Genomic DNA, 20,584 nt, shown 5'->3' with positions numbered 1-20,584 from the left:
TTACACCCTCTTCTTTGTTAATTTAAGTAATACTTTGCTTAAGCTTTCTTCCGTAAGATCCTCTGCATCAGCAAAATCTGATACCGTAAAAGCAGACTCTGTTGTTGGTTTATTTATAAGTTGACGGAGATGCCTTAACATACCATCTGCTATCACTTGAATTTTCAATTTAGAAAACTGTTCCCTACTATACATCCAAATAAAATGTAACTTTTCATCTTTCACCATTCCGATAACATCAATTAGATGAGACGGTTTGGAATCTGGAGCATGATCTAAAAATGTAAATCCTGTCTCTTGCATAAACAAAGAGTCCCTTGAAAACACCTGATCAAATTGGCCCAAATAGTTAAAGCTTATTGAAGGCTTTTGCTGATAAAACGGAAGTAATCCTTTATTCAAGTAACGTAAAATACCATAGTCAACTCCGCGATTTGGAATTCGACGTAATTGTTCTTTGACAGCCTTTAACCCTTCAATAGGTGTCTGAGTTCCTTGAAAATTGAGATGAACGGGATAAATACTCGTGAACCAGCCCACTGTCCTTGATAAATCAATACCTTCAATCATCTCTTCTCTTCCGTGTCCTTCTAGATGAATAGAAACGGTTTGCTGATTTATACAATCAACGATAGCTTGTCCTAATGCCGTTAATAGTACCTCATCAATCCTTGTCTTATGAGTGACTAGAACTTCGTATAACAATGTTTGTGTTTCTTCTATTCCTAGAGTCCTCGTCACTTGATCAATCGATTCTTCTGTTGTTTCTTGTATTGGATAGTCCATTGGAATTTTCATCGTTTCTTTTTCTACTTGTTCATTCCAATAATTTTGTACTTCTTTTGAAATACCCGAATCACTGTATGTCTGGAGTCGTTCAGACCACTCTTTAAAAGATGTACTTTTCGCAGGTAAGCGAACTTCTTGACCTTGTTTCATCTGGTTATATACCACCTGTAAATCTTCCAATAGAATCCTCCATGACACTCCATCTACTACTAAATGATGAATCACCCAGAATATTCGATCATTTCCAGTCAAGTTATCTTCAAAGTACACTACTCTCATTAACGGACCAGTAACTAAATTGAAACTAGCTTGATTAATGTTCATCTCTTCTTGTATTATTTTATTCCACTCTTTTTCATTAACTTGATTACGTTTTACAACATGGAGTACTGACAGCTCATCAGTCCCTTCATTTCTCTGCCTCCACGTTCCGTTTGGTAACTGTTCGTACCGGAAACGTAAAGCATCATGATGTTTCAGTAAATTTAATATCGCTCCCTCTAGTAATTTCACATTCAATCTTTCTTTTACTCTTAAAAGCATTGATTGATTCCAATGCTCTGTATGTGGATGTTCTTGCTCGAAGAACCAGCACTGAATTGGAGTAAGAGGCACATCACCTATCACAATTCCCTGCTCCGCTTGTACTCCCTGCGTTTCTATAGCCACTTGTGCCAGCTCAGCGATAGTTGGGCATTCAAACATTTGCTTTGGAGTAAGTTTTAACCCCACTTGACTTGCTTGAGATATGATTTGAATACTGAGAATCGAGTCGCCACCAATTTCAAAGAAATTATCATAGATTCCCACCTTTTTAACACCTAATACTCGCTTCCAAATGGCAGTCAGTATCTGTTCGTTACTATTCCGAGGGCCAACCCATTCACTATTAATCTGCTTTTCCTCTGGCATAGGTAAGGCCTCACGATCAACTTTACCGTTAGCTGTAAGTGGAATAGCTTCCATCGCCACAAATCCCGAAGGAACCATATAACTTGGTAGTTTCGCTTTAAGATACTCTCTCCACGCATCTACATTTCCATCTCCTACAACATATGCTACTAATCTTTTATCGCCCGGCTGATCTTCTCTTACAATTACAACTGCCTCTGTTACAGATGCATATGTATTTAAAGTAGACTCAATTTCCCCAATCTCAATTCTGAAACCACGTATTTTAACCTGATGATCAATTCTTCCACGATAATCTAGATTCCCATCTGGCAAATACCTAGCTAAGTCTCCTGTCCGGTATAATCTTTCTTTCGGATTACTACTAAATGGATGAGATATAAAACGCTCTGCTGTTAATTCAGGTCTATTTAAATATCCACGTGCCAATCCTGCTCCACCAATATAAAGTTCACCATCAACACCTATAGGAACAGGTTGTTGATAAGCGTCTAGTATATACACTTCTAAATCGGGAATCCGCTTTCCAATATTACTTCTTGAAGCATGCTGCACATCATCTTGAGTAATTGGATAATATGTAACATGAACTGTAGTTTCTGTAATTCCATACATATTAATTAACTGTGGTTTTTTCTCCCCATACCTTTGAAACCACGGTAACAAGCCAATAGGTTCTAACGCTTCTCCGCCAAATATCACGTAACGCAGCTGCAAATTTTTATTCTTATCTTCTTGTTCACACACTCGTATTAATTGGCGGAATGCGGAAGGTGTCTGATTTAGAACTGTGACTTCTTCCTCCACCAATACTTGATAAAAATCCTTAGGTGATCGACTAATCCAGTACGGAACAACAACTAATTTCCCACCATATAATAACGCTCCCCAAATTTCCCATACTGAGAAATCAAATGCATACGAATGAAAAAGCGTCCAAGTATCTTTTTCATTAAACTGATACAAACAATCCGTCGATTTAAATAACCGTATAACATTGTGATGCTCTATCATAACGCCTTTTGGATTTCCCGTTGATCCCGAAGTATAGATTACATATGCCAGATTTTTGGGACCGACACTAGAAACCGGCAAAGTCTTACTTTCTTTCCCAATCTCATCTTGATCACGATCCAGGCAAATCGACTCAACATTTTCTGGTAACCAGTTCAATTCTTTTAAACTTTCTTGCGTTACGAATAACTGAATGCTAGCATCTTCTAAAATATATTGAAGTCGCTGCTCTGGATATGTTGGATCAAGTGGAACATAAGCCCCACCAGCCTTCAAAATTCCTAAAATACCTACAATCATTTCGAGGGAACGTTCAACGCACAGTCCAACTAAAGTATCAGGTCCTACTCCCTTTTTCTGCAGATAATGAGCTAACTGGTTTGCACGTTCATTAAGCTCCTTATAAGTAATTTTTTCTTTTTCATACGTAACTGCAATAGCATTTGGATAAATCATCGCTTGCCGTTCGAACATTTCATGAATAGTTACTTGAGGTGGGACATCCAGTTTAGGATTGTTGAACTCAACTAAACTTTTTCTTTTATCTTCCTCAGAAATGATTTCTATTTCAGCCACCTTCTGCTTTGGGTTTTCAAAAATATTTTCCAGTATCACTAGCATAACGTTAAAGAATCGTTCTATCTCTTCCTTAGAAAATAGCTCCTCACGATAATCAATATGTACATGTAAAGAGTCTATATCAATTAGATTTTCAATATGAACTGCAAAATCTTGTACTTCTTCACGGTTTGGAATCCATAGTGAGTCACCACTTTCATCACGATCCCTATAATCAATCGTAGTTCCGAAAAGTCTCACATTACTGTTATTCTCTTTATTAATCTGCTTTAATAACAAATCAAATGGATATTTCTGGTGTCTTAATGATTTACTTTGTTTTCTGGACACTCTACTAATAAATGAAAGTACTTCTTCTTCCGGATCAATATCCATTCTTAAAGGAACTGTACTCACCATCATTCCAATCAATTTTCGTTCCATTTTAGTCATACGGTTGCCGTAAGCCATTCCTAAACCAATATCAAGCGATGAGGTCCACCGATACATGGACAACGAAAAAGCAGCAACAAAAAGAGTATACAAACTAATTTTGTAATCTTCAGAAAATTTTTCTATCTTTCTCTTCAAATGTTCCGTTAATATAAACGTCTCACGTGATGCTTTTGTACTAACTTGGTACGTATTATAAGGCTTCAATCCAGTCACAGATGGCAGTGTTTTAAATTCCTCTAACCAAAATTTTTGATCTTTTTGAAAGCGACTACTATTCAAGTATGTTTGTTCGTTGGTCAGAAATTGAACATATGAATTTTTAATTTCGCCTTCCTGATTCTCGTTATGCATGTCATAATAATATTTTGCAATCTGCTCAGTAAATATTTGAATTGATAAACCATCCATAATAATATGATGAACATTTCCAAAGACTGCACATTCATTATCGTTTAATTTTATTAAAGCGAAATAGTATAAATTTGAATTAAATAATGTAAACGTTTCTTTTGTTTTCTGCTCAATCCATTCCTCAAGCAAATTTGTATTCTCCACATTACTGAAATCAAAAAACTCAAATTCTTGTTCTTCATGTTTAGTAAAATATTGTTTCGGTTCCTGATGCCCATTTTCTTTTAACCTAATGCACAGACCGTCATTTTCACTGATAACGCGATTCACAACTTGGTTTAATTTTGAATAATTCATTTTTCGATGAAGTTTAAATAAAAATCTTAAATTACATATTCCTTTATCAGAATAAACGACTTCTGTATACCATATTCTTCGCTGCGGATGGCTTAATGGATAGCATTCCTCATTGGTCATAAAAATCTTCCCTTCAAAAATTATTTGCTCTTATAGGTTCGTGTTTATGTTTAGCCCATAAATATTTCTGCAGTGAAACTCCAATTACTCCAATAATAACAAGCCCAATCCCTCCATAAACATAGAGTTGAGTTACTCCAAACAAATGCACTAATGGACCACTCATAGCAGGAGAAATAATTAGAACTGCGTTTGTTAAACTGCTTTGTATACCAAATACTCTTCCTACTTGATCTTGATCGGATTCTATTTGTAAAATGACTTGATTAGATACAAGCATCAGCCCACTTCCGATACCAGCGATAAAACTAATTAAATAAGCTAAAACGAAGACCGTACCGGGCGTTATCAAACCAATCCCCCCAAAACCAATTCCCATTAAAACCATACCTCCACATACTACCCAGCCATATTGAAATTGTTTTAATTTCTGAGTTAGTAATGCACCAAGTATTCCGCCAAGACCAATAATAGAAATGATATATCCCATTTTACTTTTATCATGTGGGAATAAGCTCTTAAATAAAGTTGGGAATTGTGAGTCTACTAATTGTAATACCGCCATGGCTATTGTAACGAAAATCATGGTTGATAATATTATCCGATTAGATAACACATAACCCCACCCTTGTACCCAAGCGGTCCAAGTACTTTGTTTTTGCTGTTCAACAAATTCTTTCGATATAGTTTCTTTAAATTTTATTGTGGGTATGAGAACTAAGGTAGCTAATAAACAACTTATAGCTCTTATAATGAGGCAGAACTCTGGTTGAAACCAGCTCAACAACATGCCCCCTATAAGGGGGCCTACTATCTTTGTACCCTGCTCTACTATTCCGTTGATACTTACTGCTTTAGTAAGCACGTCCGGGGATACAATCTGTCTTGTTAGTGTTTGCTGTGCAGGATAATAGAAAACAATAAAAATGGAACGAATCATTAATGCCACTAAGAGCCAGTGGATATCTTGTACAAATAAAAGAGCAATTGTTATTAGACCAACCATTAGATTACAGAACATCATAATTGGAATTTTTCTAAAACGATCTGCAATAACACCTGCCCATGAGCCAAAAATAATTCCAGGAAGTGCATATGCAACAGGAATCAATCCAATCATAGTAGGATCTACTTCCCATTCAAACCCAACTATAGTCATAATCGCTAACATATCAATAAAAACACCAAGCATAAGCAATGAATAGGCAGAGAAAACTTGTAAATAAACCCTATTTCCTAATAGGCCTTTTGAATCAGTAGTTTTCATAAAAGCAAGCTCCTTAGGTTACTAATATAAACGCTTTTGCGTATAAGGTACCTCTTTATTAAACCTAATTAATCATTATTGACATCTCACCTAGAATTTAACTTCGCCAAAACTCAGACCGGTCTTATTTTTCATATATTTAAAATAGTCAGACAAACGAAAGCATACCTATTTCTTCATTTTTATATCAACTGTTACAAAATATATCTTTACCTTACACTAATAACAGCTAAACGTTGCCTTAATATAACCCTTTACAGTCGTTTACACATTCAATTCACATCCTTTTTAAAGTTGGCTTTTTTCTATCTCAAATACTATCACACAAATATTTCACCTACTATATTCATAAAGTTGAAATATTTGAATCAGAAAATTCGGATAAAAAACCAAATCCACAAATCATAACAAACTATTATTTATTTATATTTTCATTTTATAGATAGCTTTAACCATAAGGGTATCAAGAATTAAGTTTTTTAATTTTATTAACATAATAGTTTAAAGAGACCGTAAATCCTACTAAACAAAAAAAATATACAATAAAGTATATTTTTTTCTTATCCTACATATTTTCTATGCAAATTAATCCCAATAACTAAAGTTGATAATAAAAATATAATATTACCAATCACTAATGTACTCATAACAAGAATTGAATAATATAGTATTAATACTTCTGCACCTACTACCTATTTTATTTATTGGATATTTATACTTCAAAAAATTACACATCATTCACAATTAGGATACATACCCAAAATATGTTTTGAACGTTTTATTATATTTTAAGATAATATAAAATCAGTTTTTCTATAAGAGAACTTAATTTTTATGTAGTACGAAACTGTTAGTAATACAGTATATACTAATTTAGTTATAAAAACATTTAAAGACCACCTATTTCCATAAGTGATCTTTCTTTGTAATTCTGTATTTGTGCACTACTGTAGAAATATATCGTAGAAACGCTTTGTTTGCTAAATGTTTAGTTCTTTCTATTTACTAAAAAACATAGCTTCATACAATTAATATCATATTCGTTACATTGCAAACTATTATTTTGTCTTCTGTACAGGCAAACTACTAAAAATTAATTCAGCAACTTTTACATATCCTTTTGAGTTTGGATGAATTAAATCCTTAGACCAAAGCGTATTGTCATTAACTAAATGATGATTCCAAAAATCAACATGATGAAGCTTATACTCTCTGCTCAGTGAATGTATAACTTCATTTGCCTCTAATAATTGTTCTTTTATTACTTGTTTTTTTTCAGAAGCAAAAGGAAGCCTAACTGTAAAATCTGGAAGGTTTGCTATAATAATATCAGCCCCTGCTTTACTTAATGTATCTATCATAAATTCCATATCGTTCTTATATGCATCATGATTCCAACGTCCTTTTAAAACATCGTTTGCCCCTGCAATGAGACTAACCAAATCTGGATTAAAAGTTAGCGCCTTTTCCAATTGCTGCGATTGAATTTCTTTAGTTACTAACCCACGCTTTGCAAAATTGGCATATTCTATATCATTTTCACACAGTTGAACAAAATGATCTACCCAGCTTTTTAATGCAATTCCCTCAACTTCATCCCCTATCCCCTCTGTAAAACTATCGCCAATTGCTACAAATCGCTTCCACATATGTATTCCCCCTTTATTGTTAACCATATCTATACTATACAATAGCTCACACCGTAATTGTTATTTCTAAGTGGTTTTCGATTTCAATTATATTCCACTTTACTATATTTACATTTAGAATCGGTCATATTCATATATTTACTAAAGAAATAAAATCTATCTAGGAATTATACTTTTTTCAAAAAATTTGTTGTTCTTTGTTTCGCCCAGTTGATACATTTCTTTTCGATTAAATGATATGAAACTATAGAAAAAAGTAGTGTCATTGCAATGCACAAAGTAAGAAGAAAAAATTACACCCTGATATTCCAAGCTATCCACATAAGAATCTATAGTACTTTGAAATCTTTTGTTTCAAACTAATATTTAGTTGTATCCTATAAAATTAGCTTTTTATTATATCAATCGCACTATCCCACATGCCACTAAAAAAAGATCCTGTTTTACGTATAAAACGTGTAAACCACTTTGCTTGTTCCACATCAGATTTTGTTACAAGGTCTATTTGTAATGATTTACCTGATAAGAACCCAGGATCTGTATTATCTTTAGGCGAGATAATCATTTTACTAATTGTTACACCTTTTTTAATAGGCGCTTCTTGTTCTTTATTCAATACTTTAAATTCTTTTTTATAAATGTCTTTATTGCCCTTCGACATTGGAAGTGAAACAGCTTGCTTCGTTTGAACTACTACATCTTTGTCTTTTGCATTTGCCACTCGAACTGTTTCATATCCTTTTATTACTGAATCTTTTCCATAGAAATTCTTCACTTCAAAATTCGCAAATCCATAATCGTATAATTTCTTTGTTTCATCAAAACGTGCCGTATGAGATTTTGCTTTTATCACTACAGAAATTAGGCGCATACCATTTCTTTCTACTGTACCAGTGAAACAATCTCTCGCTTCTGGAGTCGTTCCTGTTTTCAAACCATCTACACCTTCATATTGCTTAATTAAACCTTTTAACATCCAGTTAAAGTTCGCCATATCAATTGGATATTTACCACCCTCTTGGAATGTTTTTTTAGGAATTTTTGCTGTATTTAATATTTTGGGGAAATCTTGAATAAGACGTTGCGCTAAAATTGCACAATCCCTTGCAGACATTTTATTTTTCTCGTCTAGAGTTGTCCCTTCTGGGTGATATCCTTTTAAATCTTGATTTGTTAAGCCTGTAGAGTTTACAAATTTATAATCTTTCATTCCAAACTCTTTCGACTTATCGTTCATCATTTTTACAAAATTGACTTCTTTACCAGCAATCTGTTCAACTAAAGCAATTGTTGCACCATTTGCAGAGTAAATTGCCATTGCCTCATATAACTCTTTTACCGTATAAGAGCCACCATTTTCTAATGGAACGTTTGATAATGAACGATCTTGCGAAATCTTATGTGCATATTCAGAGATTTTAACTTTTTGATCCCATTTAAGTTTTCCTTTATCCACCGCTTCATGAACTAAGTATTCGCTCATCATTTTTGTCATACTAGCAATTGCCAATGATTCATCTGCATTTTTTTCATATAAAATTTTTCCGGAATTTGCTTCTATTAAAATTGCTGATCCCGCTTCAACGTCTATAGCAGAAACTGTTTCCGCTGCTGCTCTTCCAAATGTAACGAACATGCTAAAAAATAGTGTAAGCACTGTTACTATTGTAATAAATCTCTTGCAAAACATACCTTTCACTTCTGTTACCTCCAATACCTTTGTACTCAAAAAAAAGCATTATTCTAACATAATCTCAAAAAAATAGACAGTGTTCTCAAATTATATATACATATTAGACGTTAGGATCGCTTTCATATAGACCATCTCATCCGACACTTTTAGGTGCCCTGATACTTTGTACTCCCACACATATCCCTATTTTTAATCCCCTTATATTTTTCAAAATGATTCGCACTTTCATATTTTTTAGGATTACAATTAATAGACAGTCTAGATGCTACATTTGTTCCATATTTACAAAAAATAAAGTGAAACTTTAATCAGTGGGAGTCTTACTGCCCGTTAATGCTTTATTAGCTATCAAGGATTTTAATTATTCAATTCAGCTATTTGCTAGACCTATATTAGAGATGAATTTTATTTAGTCTAAACTATTAGTTTTTTGTAATAAAAAAACTACACCCTATACTGGATGTAGTTTTTCTAACTGATTTATTTATTTTTCACTTCATTTTTATAAAAAGCAAATAATGGTTCGATGGATGGACTAGATAACAGCGGAATTGCCTTCTCAATCAATTTCCTATCCCAATCAAACCAACGCATTTCCATTAACATATTTATCTCTATATCAGTGAATCGTTTCTTTATTTCCTTAGCAGGATTTCCACCAACTATTGTATACGGCGGAACATCTTTACTTACGACAGATCCTGCAGCAACAATTGCCCCTTCACCAATAGTAACGCCAGGCATTATTATAGCATTCATTCCAATCCAAGCATCACTTTGAATGACTGTATCGCCCTTTGGTTCATATGATTGTTTGATTTGCTCAGCGAATGGATATACTGTAATCCATTCTGAGTGATGATTATGATTACCACCCATTAAAATGACTACCCCACTTGCAATGCAAACATAATTCCCAATAATGAGTTTATCAAGATGCCATCCCATCTGTTCAATTGGATTGAAAAGTGCTTGAGACTTAGCATCTCCCCACAAATACCTTACACAGCCATCTTCAAAATTTTGATGGCTATAATAGCCTGAATAATAGGAGTACTCTCCTACTTCAATGAGTGGATTTGTTACTATATCTTTTATATACTTTGTTTCTGACCAATGATTAAATAATGGATACTTCATAACTTTATTCCTCGCTTCTAAGTATTATATATTTTGCTATTTACTTAGAAGCTTACTACGACTGCTACATTTTTTAGCTTTCTCAAACGACGAATCATTATCTTCAAGCCTTTCTTTTATACTATAAAAAAGCATAACGCAATATATTACACTAGTCAAATTGTGTAATTTTGAACACATCTTAAACAGCGTAATACTGCAATAAGAACATGAAAACACTCTAACTTTGATCCAAATAATATATTGATTACATTTAGTTTATATTTTGTAAAAAAATTTTAATTGCCATGACAAAGCAAACAATAACCACTATTGGTCGTATTAATGACGTCCCTTTTGTAAGCACCATCTTCGCTCCAATATACGATCCTATAATTTGACCAAGCATCATAATCAACCCAATTGTCCAATCGATTTGGCCAAAAATAATAAAATATAACAAAGCAGCGAAATTACTTGTAAAATTCAAGATTTTAGCATTTGCAGTTGCTCTCGTAGCACTATATCCACATAAAAGAATGAATGCTAAAGCAATTAAACTACCTGTTCCTGGGCCGAAGAAACCATCATAAAATCCAAGGAATGGAGCCACTGTTAACGCAAACAACAACATACTTATTTTTCTCGGTCGATCTTCGTTTGCTATATTTGGAGATAATAGAAAATAAAGACCAATAATAATAAGTAAAAAAGGTAATATCATGATTAAATATTCTGCTCGTATCTGTAAAACAAGCCATCCACCCAAAACTGATCCCAAAAAGGTCATTAAGATGGACAAACGCATTTCTTTAAGATTAATTTCTTTCTTCTTAATAAAAAACACTGTTGCCATGAGGGTTCCGCTACTCCCTTGTAGTTTATTAGTCGCTATCGCTACAGAAGGAGACATACCTACTAATAACATTATCGGGATAGTTATCATACCACCGCCCCCAGCAATCGTATCTATCCATCCTGCTAATACAGCTACTAAAAATAGTAGTATAAGTAATTCAATAGTAAAATCCATACAAAGAATATGGGGAGGCTTGAGCTATTATAACCCAAACCTCCCCATCGTCCCTCCTCTCTTTAAACTAGTTAATTAAATCTGTAAAGTAACTTTCTTTTTGATCACGTAATCGACTGGAAACGTATTGTCTGCAAACAATTCTTCTTCCATATTTATTGTTTCCAATCGGGATTTTATATTCTTCCTCAGATAACCTTTCCCTACCATGAGTTACATTTGTTTGTTTACCATAGTATGAATTTGGTATAAGTAATAAATCTTCAGATGTAAGTGGAACCTTATAAGTAGGCGTTGTTCGTAAGAGTTCTAAAAACATGTCAAATTTCAATTTTTCTTCTTCACTTTCTCCCACATAAATTAATCTATTTTCCGCTCCATTCAAACAAGTTGCAATAATATCACCATTATCATCTAAAAATATAATTTGGTTTATTTCTCCTACAAATCCCGATATTTCACCATCAGCCATTCCTGCGATATGAGCAATAGGCATTTTACTTACCGCCAATATGTCATCTTTACTGAAGTGATTTTCTTCAAGATGCTTTTGCAGTAATTTTGGCGTTCCAATATGAGTTTGAGTTTTTAAATTTAACACTCCTTTTAATAAAAGAGCATCAACTCTAGTAAATTTTCCACAAGTAATTTCAGACACTATTCGTTCCACGGATTTATTAAGTCTATTTGATACAATTTCTAAATTCGTATTGAATGTTTTCAATCTTGCTTCAATATCTGATTGGTCTTTCATATCTGTATACACTGTGGCATCGTTATGTTGATAAAAGTTCCCGCCACCGGTGCTTGCACCGACATTTCGCAAAACTTCATCGTTGTTTAAAGGTGAAATAAGATGAAATCTATTTTTCCCTGCATGTTCGGATGGGTGAATTAAAGCATCATAATTAAAAAGTGTGGCAAAAAGCCATGTGACCCATTCTGCATAAAAATATTTTTTCATTCTATCGTGTTCGTCTTCGCCATAATTAAAACCTCTGCGATTTTCCCCAGGTAATAGTGTTTCCATAGGATCACATGGAGTATTTTTAATAAGAGTAGGTGGTACGTTTCCGCCACAATTCGCTATTTTTATTATATGTAGTAGGTTTTTCATATCTGAATTCGGATTTTTCTTTGAATAGTCAATCAAACAATTAAGCCACTCTTTTGAAAAATATGCTGCTATTTCTTGATCACAAGTATAAGGATTATGAGTTTTCAATTCATTTTCTATCAGATTCTTCATTTTATCCTTCAATACATTAGGAATGCTAATTTCTTCAATTTCTGTAATCTGCAGTATTCCTTTATTCATTATAAAACCTCCGTTGTTTTATTTTTTATACCCTATCTTCTATTAAACAAACTATCCATTTCTTTTTTGCTCCTTCGCTTTTCGTCAGAGCTATTAGAACTACCGATTTACAAATAAAAAACGTGGATTATAAGAGATTTCTTCTTAGGTACATTTCCCCGACGAACCTCTATTGAATTGGTAAATTTAATTTAAAAATCTCTTTCATTTTCTAAAGTTTTCCTAATTTTAAAATCAGAATTTTCAATACAACTATGTTAACATTAAAAATATAACACGAAACCAAAAAATGTAAATGAATAGTTTTTTTATAAAAAATAGTCAGACTATTTATGAAGTAATTCGTATTCCATTGAACGAACTACGGCCCCTCAATTTTATTGATAACAATAAAAAAACCCCTAAATTGATAGAGGAATTTTTTTCAAGTATATTCTATTTTAAAGTTCTTACTTACCTTTTACCCCGCTATTTGCCGGGCAGTAAGACCCCTACCTTAAAATACAGCGGAAGCAAAGAAGTTAGGTGGGGGTTCGGGCTGCCCATAAAAGCAAGATTGGTGAGGGCTGATAATCAGTGGGGATGAACAAAACTCCCCCTGATTAAAGTTTCACTTTATTTTAAAAGATATTGCTGTAACTTCTTTATTAACAGTTCCATCCCGTTTGGACTTACAATAATCTTCCCATTCGCTAACGAAATATTGCTGTCTGAAATATCCCCTGTAAGTGCACAAGCTCTTGGAGATTGATATTTTCGTAAAATAATCTGGTCCTCTTCTATAAACATTTCAAGAGAATCTTTTTCTACAATTCCTAAACTCCGTCTTATTTCCATTGGAATAACAATACGCCCCATGCTATCTGCTTTACGAGTAATTCCTCTTGATTTCATAAAATGCCACCCTTTATATTTATCTAATATTACGGTATTTATTTTAGCAATAAACAACAATTAGGAATAGTTCGTATTACAGTACTTTTTTTAGAAAAAAATAACAATTAGGAATAGTTTATGTTAGAATTCTTTCTTGTTTATTCTTGATTTTTAATATATTTTTCCTTGATCATTTTTATATATTGTTTTCTTTCAGTTAGTTCAAATATAAATAATGCTTTTTTTATGTCTGTTAAACCAACTTCATTAGAGTGCTGAACTTTCAATAAAATTGCACCTTTTTCAAAAAATAATTCACCTAATAAGTATAAAGTATTCATATTTATCGCTAATTTTATACCTATTTCACTATACTTTATTGCTTCTTCATATTGATTTGCAAGGTGTAAACATTTTGTTAACGTATGAATGAGTCTTAATTTGATTTCTTTTTCTCTAGGAAATTCTATCTTATTAAAATTAATTAAACTTTGTTTTAATATATTTATACTTTTCTCATACTCTTCATTTTCTGCATGTATTATAGCAATTGAATTCATTATGCTTATTTCTTTTTCTGATAAAAAGTTACTACTACTTAAGGTTTGTTTTAGTGCTCTATTTAAAATGTCAAAGGCATTACTTGTTGCTCCATTTACATAATATATAGCAATCGCTTCATGCCATAATAGAAATTGTTTATCTTCTTTTGATTGAAAATTATTCTCATCTTTCTCTTTTTTTACTATTTCGTAAAGCTCATTATATTGTTTTTGTTTCACACAATCTCTCATTACACATTTTACATTTTCAATATATTTTATTTTTTTATTTTTGGTTAGTGCGAATATATAATTTGGATCAATACCAAGTCTTTCAGATAATTGATACAACAATATGCTAGATGGATAAATAATACCTTTTTCTATCTTACTAATTTGACTTTGTGAACATATTCCATGACATAATTCAGATTGTGACATGTTTTTTTTCTTTCTAAGTTCTTTAATAATAATACCAAGATTGTAGAATTCCATCTTTCCTCCCTCAAATGTAACACTTTATGAGTATAAGAATATTTCCCAACTTTTAATGTAATGTAAAATTAATATAGTTACAATTACTAATTATATGGATTTATAGTTTCTTTTACAAACTTGTATTACAATACGAGAAATTATTAAAAAATGGTTCACTAATAATTAATGGGAGTTTTATCCCCCCACTGATTATTAGTCCACTCCAGGCAGGCTTTTACAGGGAGTTAGACTTCTTTGCCACATCTAAATTTTGAGGTGGGAATCTTACTATCCGCAAATAGCCTGATTAAAATAAATATGATTTTTCACCTTTATTTCTTTTAATAGTTTCTTTTGATTTTTATATAAATAATTTCGAAGGAGCGTATTTTATGAAAAGAATGTTGACCGAAAGAGAGTTAGAAGTAGCTATTTATGTAGCAAAAGGATATACAGATGCAGAAATTTCCAAAAAAATATATGTTACCCCTCGAAGAATTTCAACGATAATTAATCATATTAAAGAAAAATGGCATATTAATTCTAGAGTGGAATTAGGTATTTTAGTTTATCATTATGGTTTTATAGATGCACCCTTATTTTCAAATAAAAAAATTCAGCTATGTAAAAAGGTTGTACAATAGATAGCGGAATATAACGAGTTTAAATTGCAAATAAAAATAGAAGAGCAGACAAATTTTTATTATTTGGTTTACTCCATCAGTTTTTAAATTTCATACATTAATATAAAAAGGTTAGAGAATTAACTTCTCTAACCTTTTTATATACACTATTAGGTTTCAAACAGTAAAGATGCCCTAATGCTACCATTGATCCTGTTCCCTATTCAACCCTGTATAAACACAAAAAAGAATCAGACATTACCACTATTCAAAACCAGTTACAATTCTCTCTTTCATTTTCTGTAATACTTCACTGCTCAATACTTTTTGACCAGTAGGAAGTTTTAATATGGCAGCGGCACCTTTACTAAGGTATATTTCTTGATCATTATTTTGATTTACTACCAATATTCCTTGCCCTTCAAATTCGAAATAACTAATTTCTTTTGTTTCATTTGTATTATTCTTTATTGCTGTATATAATCCATATAAATCTTTACTTCTATTTTCTCCGCCCGTTCGAATCGGTTCAATATCATTCGCAACAATTAGTCCTTCTGGCTGCTCACCCTTCATAATAAACCACAGCTTTTCATTTGTTGATAATAGTAAATTCTTAAATTCAGAGCTATTTAAAATTTGCTGTGCTGGAATTGTTGCATAGATTGGTAACGAAAATGGAGATGTTGTTATTTTTTCAAAACTTAAATTTTCAGAAGAACTTCCCTTACTATATTGATAATCTTTTAATGCGATCGATTGTACTGATTCACTTTTATTTTTTGATGCATAACTAATTTTACTAGCGAAAATAATAACGGTCATTAAGCACATGCACGGTATCACAAGCTTAAGTAGTTTTCCCATTTATGAACCCCCGCTTTTAATATTATTAGTTTGCATGGATATTATAAACAGTTTCACTCCACCAAAAATTATTATTGTTATGGAACGTACTGAAATTATGATTATAATGATCACCATACCAAGGGTCCATGTACGTTATATAATCTGTTCCATTTGTCCCTTTATAAAATCCATCAAGTACTAGAAAGTGTCCGATGTTAGCTCCATTTTGCCACATAATGAGTGCAATCATCGGCTGATTACTATTAATTTGACTTTTGAACCAATCATATGATTTTGCTCCAGAACTTATAGCTGAGCTAACACCATATCCTGATAATCCATATTGTATTTCACGTGAAGTTGCAGGATTATTATATGATCCACCCTTAACATACCTAACGTACTGATCTTGTGAAGGAGTTTCCCCAAAATAATTTAAAACTGAAACCGAAGTGCCTGCCCAACACCAATTTGATCTTTCTTGTAATATGTTAGGTACAGATAATTTACGATCTATTGATGTATTTGGAGGATTTCCATTAATATACGCTGACGTTACATATACTTTTTTTCCATCTTTAAAATAATAAAACCAACGATTATCTAAATTTCCTGTCCAGTAATCTTTAACCGCTTCACCATACTCCCATCCTTTAAAAGATACTGTTGTATTTCCGGGAATCACATCTACAATATTTGCATTCAAACTTTTTGCCTCTCTAACATTAACATTCAATGGAGCTGTTGTTCCTGTAAATTCAACTTCCTCTGCTATTATTTTCTGAACACCAATAAAACTAAATGTGAAGAACAATAAAAACATACAAACAATAAAATGCTTTCTTCCCTTCATTTCTCCACCCCTTCATCAGTACTAAAAAACATCAACAATTCATCCTTATTAATTGTTCAAGCTTAATATTACATACTAACGAAAAATGACTTCTCATAAAGTGAAACTTTGATCAGTAGTGGTTTTATTCATCCCCCACTGATTGTTAGTTAAACCAATCGGGCTGCTCGGCAAATAGCGGGATAAATTCCAATACAAAAAAGGAGCCTATAAATTTTTATAGGCTCCTTTTTATTTCGTCGTTATTACTTAGCTAATTCTTTTGTACCCTTCATTACATCAATGAAGAATCCCCAGTTATTCACTACAGAAGAGATACTGATATGTTCATCTGGAGTGTGGACGTTAAAAATGTCTGGTCCGAATGAAATTGCATCTAATTCAGGCATTTTTTGAACGAATGCGCTACACTCAATCCCCGCATGCACAGCGAAGATTTCAATTTCTTTATTGTATTTTTCTTGATGCACTTTTTCAAATAAATTACGAATTTGTGAGTTTGGATTGTATGGCCATTCTGGATACTCTGACTCTATTTCAAATGTAGCACCAACTAATTCAGCAATATATTTGATTTCTTCTGCAACATGTTGTTTTAAACTACTTACAGAACTTCGCACTTCGTTACGTAATTTAATTTCATCTTGCAACGTTTCAATAACGCCTAAATTTGTTGAGCTTTCTACAAGACCTTTAATATCCATGCTCATACTTTGAATGCCATTTGGAATTAAGAATAATGATGAAATAAGCTGCTTTTGTGTCTCTTTAGCAAATACTTTTTCAACTGTTTCATCCAATTTTGTCAGTGTAACATGAACATCTGGATCAACAGCACGCATTTCTTCTTGTAATACACGTGTCCATGATTCTAGTTTTTCTTCTACTTGTCCTACATCTTCTGTACGAATTAAAAGTGTAGCTACACTTTCACGCGGAATTGCATTCGTTTTTAATCCGCCGTGAACTTCACTTATGTTAAACTCCGTATGTGCCGATAAATCACGTAATACTCGTCCTAATACTTTGTTCGCATTACCGCGTTGTTTATCAATTTCCATACCAGAATGTCCGCCTTTTAGACCACCAACATATAGACGGTATGCATCCATATTCGCTGGCGTTTCATCCCAAATTACGGGAATTGTTTCAACAGCTTTCGCACCACCTGCACTACTTACAAGTAATTTATGATCTTCTTCAGAATCAATATTTATAAATATCTTTCCTTCAAAATGATTTGGATCAATAGCAAAAGCCCCGCCCATTGTCGTTTCTTCTTCAGTAGTGATAACGACTTCAAGTGCTGGATGCGGAATTTCTTTCGAATCTAATAAAGCTAATGCATACGCAACTGCAATACCATTATCAGCACCTAAAGTTGTTTGATTTGCATATAACATGTCCCCAATGATTCGTAATTCAATTGGATCTTTTTCAAAATCATGTACTGTTGCTTGATTTTTTTCGCAAACCATATCCATATGACCTTGAATAATAATAGCTGGTACATTTTCATAACCAGTTGTTGCTTCTTTTTTAATAATGACATTTAATGCTTCATCTTGAATAACTTCTAAGTTACGCTCTTTTGCAAAGCCCACTAAATAATCACTAATTTCCTTTTCATTACCTGATCCTCTAGGAATCTTTGAAATTTCTGCAAAATGATAAAATACAGGGTGCTTTGTTAATTGTTCTAAAGTAGAATACATTTTTCAAGCTCCTCTCCAAATGACAAAATAATATGTAAGTCTCATATCATTATACCATGATTCATTATTTTACCTTTCTTTTAACTTTTATTGTTCATTTTATGTACAACAATATTACAATATTGTAAGGGCGTTGTAATCTATATCGATTTTTCTCATTTAATAATAATCGTATACTTTTTAAAGAAACACATTAAAGGAGATGAAGAAAATGAAAAAGTTTTTAGCAATTATTACACTATGTTTATTATTTTTTAGTTTTACTATTGGCTGTGAGAGAGCGTCACTAAATAGAATTGGTAAAGATGTATATTACATGCAAATAAAAGGCGAAGGAACTATTGAAAAGGTAGATGGTAGAAACTTACGAAACTATACGCTGCCCGCATATGATGAAGATGGTGTTAAAAAACAAATTACATTTAGAAGTACAAAAAAAGAAAACGCCCATAAATTAAATGAAGACGCGTTTTTACGCCTTTATGTAGATCAAGATGATAATAGCAAAAATGAAATATCATCAATTGAAGTAAAGTCCTATGAAGAGATTCAGAAAGCAGATTTACCTGAAAAAGTAAAAGATAAGTTTACTATTAAATAAAAAAACAAAAGAAAATGCTCTATGCATTTTCTTTTGTTCTTTTCACCTGTATATATTTTGAACTACTATTATTCATCAGTTTCTCTAACCGATTTATATTCTCCGTTAATGCACCTTTCACAAGAGAGAAATCTGTATTTGATTCTTCTTTTTTTTCTTTAAAAAACGAAGACTTTTGTACATTGACTTCAGCCATCTCTTCTCCCCCTTTTCAAAAAGATACAACCTTTTATTTATATTATATAGCAAATGTAGAAAGAGTGTACACTTATGATTTTCTTTTTAATTCTTCTTCTAATTCTTCTACTTGCTGCAACGTATCCCCTTTTATTAAAGAGAAATCTGTTGTATCTTCGTTACCTTCTTTAAAAAAATCATTGTCATAATCTTTTACCACTACAATCACCTCTACATGCTAGTGTAGGAATGATTGTCCAATTTTATTCAACTTTGTCGGATTTTGTTTTTAATTTATGTATAGAAGAAAAGGACAGAAAAAGATTCTGTCCTTATTTACTAAAATAACTATGATGTATTGTTAAATTATATACATTTTCAAAATCCCGATCTTGCAGGTTATTTTTCTTTCCATCAATAACAATGAAAACGTCACTTACTATTTTTGCTGGTATAATCCCGACATTTTCTACTTGCACCGCTTTCTGCTCATTCAATTGCTCGATATGTTCTAACGGAACGATAATACTAAATTGCGAGCGAATACCACGAAAGTTTGTATTTAACTCTTTCGCGGCTTCAAAAACAACAATTTTCGCGCCAATCTTTTCCCCATATGAATCTAAAAATGCATTTAAGCTCTTTGTATATTCCTCTTCCGTATGCCATTCCATCGTACCGAATACTGCTGGATTAACATTTTGAATAATTGTCGTGTATATTTCCCCTCTCGCTTTAGATGCAATTAATGATCGTTTTATTGATTGAACTGTCTTGCCAATATCGCTAAATTTCGCACCCCATATTTCTGAAATATTAGGCGTTAAAATGAACGCAATATCAACAAAAATAACCATTGCAGTAAACATTAAAAGATTTTTCCAGAGGGTTAAATCAATTCCTTTTATCATGAAATACACGGTGACAGATATGATAAACAAACCATACCAAGTCTTTCTAATACGTTGCTTTTTCTCCTCGTACAACTCCTCATTTTTCCAATAAAAGAAAACAAGGACTACAAAGACAATCGCTAAAACAAATAAGCCGATTCGAATGTTAGAGATCATTAATCACATCACCCTCCATTCAAAAACTACTCACGATATCATTACATGCGCAAGCTGCTCTCTTTATGACAAAAGACGTGGACTAGCTTCTAAAATTAGCTACATCGCATATATATTAGAAAGTACCACGTCTTTTATCCTGTTATTTGTGGGAAATAAGACCCC

The 20,584-nt window shown here is 32.5% G+C and carries 17 protein-coding genes and 1 pseudogene; 2 read left to right on the top strand and 16 right to left on the bottom strand.

What is annotated here, in order from left to right:
• The 10 genes and pseudogenes from BLT20_RS10045 to BLT20_RS10005 all read right to left on the bottom strand — a co-directional run bounded on the left by BLT20_RS10045 (position 1) and on the right by BLT20_RS10005 (position 14,549).
• Positions 1-4,557 (bottom strand): non-ribosomal peptide synthetase, encoded by a 4,557-nt coding sequence (locus tag BLT20_RS10045; protein WP_000180453.1) that lies wholly within the window; start codon positions 4,555-4,557, stop codon positions 1-3.
• A 13-nt stretch (positions 4,558-4,570) separates the two neighbouring features.
• The gene (locus tag BLT20_RS10040; protein WP_000858622.1) at positions 4,571-5,824 is read right to left on the bottom strand and encodes an MFS transporter; all 1,254 of its coding nucleotides are present in this window, start codon (positions 5,822-5,824) and stop codon (positions 4,571-4,573) included.
• Positions 5,825-6,882: 1,058 nt separating this feature from the next.
• The gene (locus BLT20_RS10035) at positions 6,883-7,473 is read right to left on the bottom strand and encodes an SGNH/GDSL hydrolase family protein (protein ID WP_000265880.1); all 591 of its coding nucleotides are present in this window, start codon (positions 7,471-7,473) and stop codon (positions 6,883-6,885) included.
• Between the two features lie 167 nt (positions 7,474-7,640).
• Positions 7,641-7,766, bottom strand: a pseudogene (locus BLT20_RS30140) (acyltransferase); the annotation flags it as partial.
• A gap of 92 nt (positions 7,767-7,858) precedes the next feature.
• A complete protein-coding gene (locus BLT20_RS10030) occupies positions 7,859-9,172 on the bottom strand; it encodes a D-alanyl-D-alanine carboxypeptidase family protein (RefSeq protein ID WP_000677695.1) in 1,314 nt (437 codons plus the stop codon).
• A gap of 474 nt (positions 9,173-9,646) precedes the next feature.
• Complete coding sequence (locus tag BLT20_RS10025) at positions 9,647-10,306, bottom strand: CatB-related O-acetyltransferase (RefSeq protein WP_000876937.1); 660 nt, start codon at positions 10,304-10,306, stop codon at positions 9,647-9,649.
• Positions 10,307-10,559: 253 nt separating this feature from the next.
• Positions 10,560-11,318: a TSUP family transporter gene (locus tag BLT20_RS10020; RefSeq protein ID WP_000347994.1), complete on the bottom strand. Its 759-nt coding sequence runs from the start codon at positions 11,316-11,318 to the stop codon at positions 10,560-10,562.
• A 67-nt stretch (positions 11,319-11,385) separates the two neighbouring features.
• Positions 11,386-12,636 carry a hypothetical protein gene (locus BLT20_RS10015; RefSeq protein WP_001032358.1) on the bottom strand — a complete coding sequence of 417 codons (1,251 nt, stop codon included), beginning with the start codon at positions 12,634-12,636 and terminating at the stop codon, positions 11,386-11,388.
• A gap of 615 nt (positions 12,637-13,251) precedes the next feature.
• The gene (locus tag BLT20_RS10010; protein ID WP_000842216.1) at positions 13,252-13,530 is read right to left on the bottom strand and encodes an AbrB/MazE/SpoVT family DNA-binding domain-containing protein; all 279 of its coding nucleotides are present in this window, start codon (positions 13,528-13,530) and stop codon (positions 13,252-13,254) included.
• Between the two features lie 140 nt (positions 13,531-13,670).
• On the bottom strand, positions 13,671-14,549 hold the full coding sequence (locus BLT20_RS10005) for a helix-turn-helix domain-containing protein (RefSeq protein ID WP_000397979.1): 879 nt from the start codon (positions 14,547-14,549) through the stop codon (positions 13,671-13,673).
• Positions 14,550-14,923: 374 nt separating this feature from the next.
• On the opposite strand from BLT20_RS10005, the gene BLT20_RS10000 reads away from it, so the two are divergent.
• The gene (locus BLT20_RS10000; protein WP_000827560.1) at positions 14,924-15,175 is read left to right on the top strand and encodes a response regulator transcription factor; all 252 of its coding nucleotides are present in this window, start codon (positions 14,924-14,926) and stop codon (positions 15,173-15,175) included.
• A 243-nt stretch (positions 15,176-15,418) separates the two neighbouring features.
• Here the strand turns inward: BLT20_RS10000 and BLT20_RS09995 are convergent, their stop codons facing one another.
• The 3 genes from BLT20_RS09995 to pepD form a co-directional block, all read right to left on the bottom strand.
• Complete coding sequence (locus BLT20_RS09995; protein ID WP_073339611.1) at positions 15,419-16,021, bottom strand: hypothetical protein; 603 nt, start codon at positions 16,019-16,021, stop codon at positions 15,419-15,421.
• Positions 16,022-16,046: 25 nt separating this feature from the next.
• Entirely contained in the window at positions 16,047-16,856 is an 810-nt protein-coding gene (locus BLT20_RS09990; protein WP_000678368.1) for a papain-like cysteine protease family protein, read from the bottom strand.
• Positions 16,857-17,101: 245 nt separating this feature from the next.
• Entirely contained in the window at positions 17,102-18,571 is a 1,470-nt protein-coding gene (gene pepD / locus BLT20_RS09985) for a beta-Ala-His dipeptidase (RefSeq protein WP_000287555.1), read from the bottom strand.
• A 211-nt stretch (positions 18,572-18,782) separates the two neighbouring features.
• Between pepD and BLT20_RS09980 the strand changes: the two genes are divergently transcribed.
• On the top strand, positions 18,783-19,172 hold the full coding sequence (locus BLT20_RS09980; protein ID WP_000713862.1) for a YxeA family protein: 390 nt from the start codon (positions 18,783-18,785) through the stop codon (positions 19,170-19,172).
• Positions 19,173-19,191: 19 nt separating this feature from the next.
• Here BLT20_RS09980 and spoIISB read toward each other — a convergent pair whose 3' ends face one another.
• From spoIISB to BLT20_RS09965, 3 genes are all read right to left on the bottom strand, one after another.
• The gene (gene spoIISB, locus BLT20_RS09975; RefSeq protein ID WP_000852629.1) at positions 19,192-19,368 is read right to left on the bottom strand and encodes a stage II sporulation protein SB; all 177 of its coding nucleotides are present in this window, start codon (positions 19,366-19,368) and stop codon (positions 19,192-19,194) included.
• Positions 19,369-19,440: 72 nt separating this feature from the next.
• Positions 19,441-19,569, bottom strand: a complete 129-nt coding sequence (locus BLT20_RS09970) for a hypothetical protein (RefSeq protein ID WP_000237819.1) — start codon at positions 19,567-19,569, stop codon at positions 19,441-19,443.
• Positions 19,570-19,681: 112 nt separating this feature from the next.
• Positions 19,682-20,419, bottom strand: coding sequence for a type II toxin-antitoxin system SpoIISA family toxin (locus BLT20_RS09965; protein WP_000624977.1), 738 nt, complete (start codon positions 20,417-20,419; stop codon positions 19,682-19,684).
• Between the last annotated feature and the right edge of the window lie 165 nt (positions 20,420-20,584).

This window comes from Bacillus sp. cl96, from assembly GCF_900100505.1.
GTDB lineage: Bacteria > Bacillota > Bacilli > Bacillales > Bacillaceae_G > Bacillus_A > Bacillus_A cereus.
Note: the sequence above shows the minus strand (reverse complement) of the source record. Positions and strands in the feature narration are given on the sequence as shown.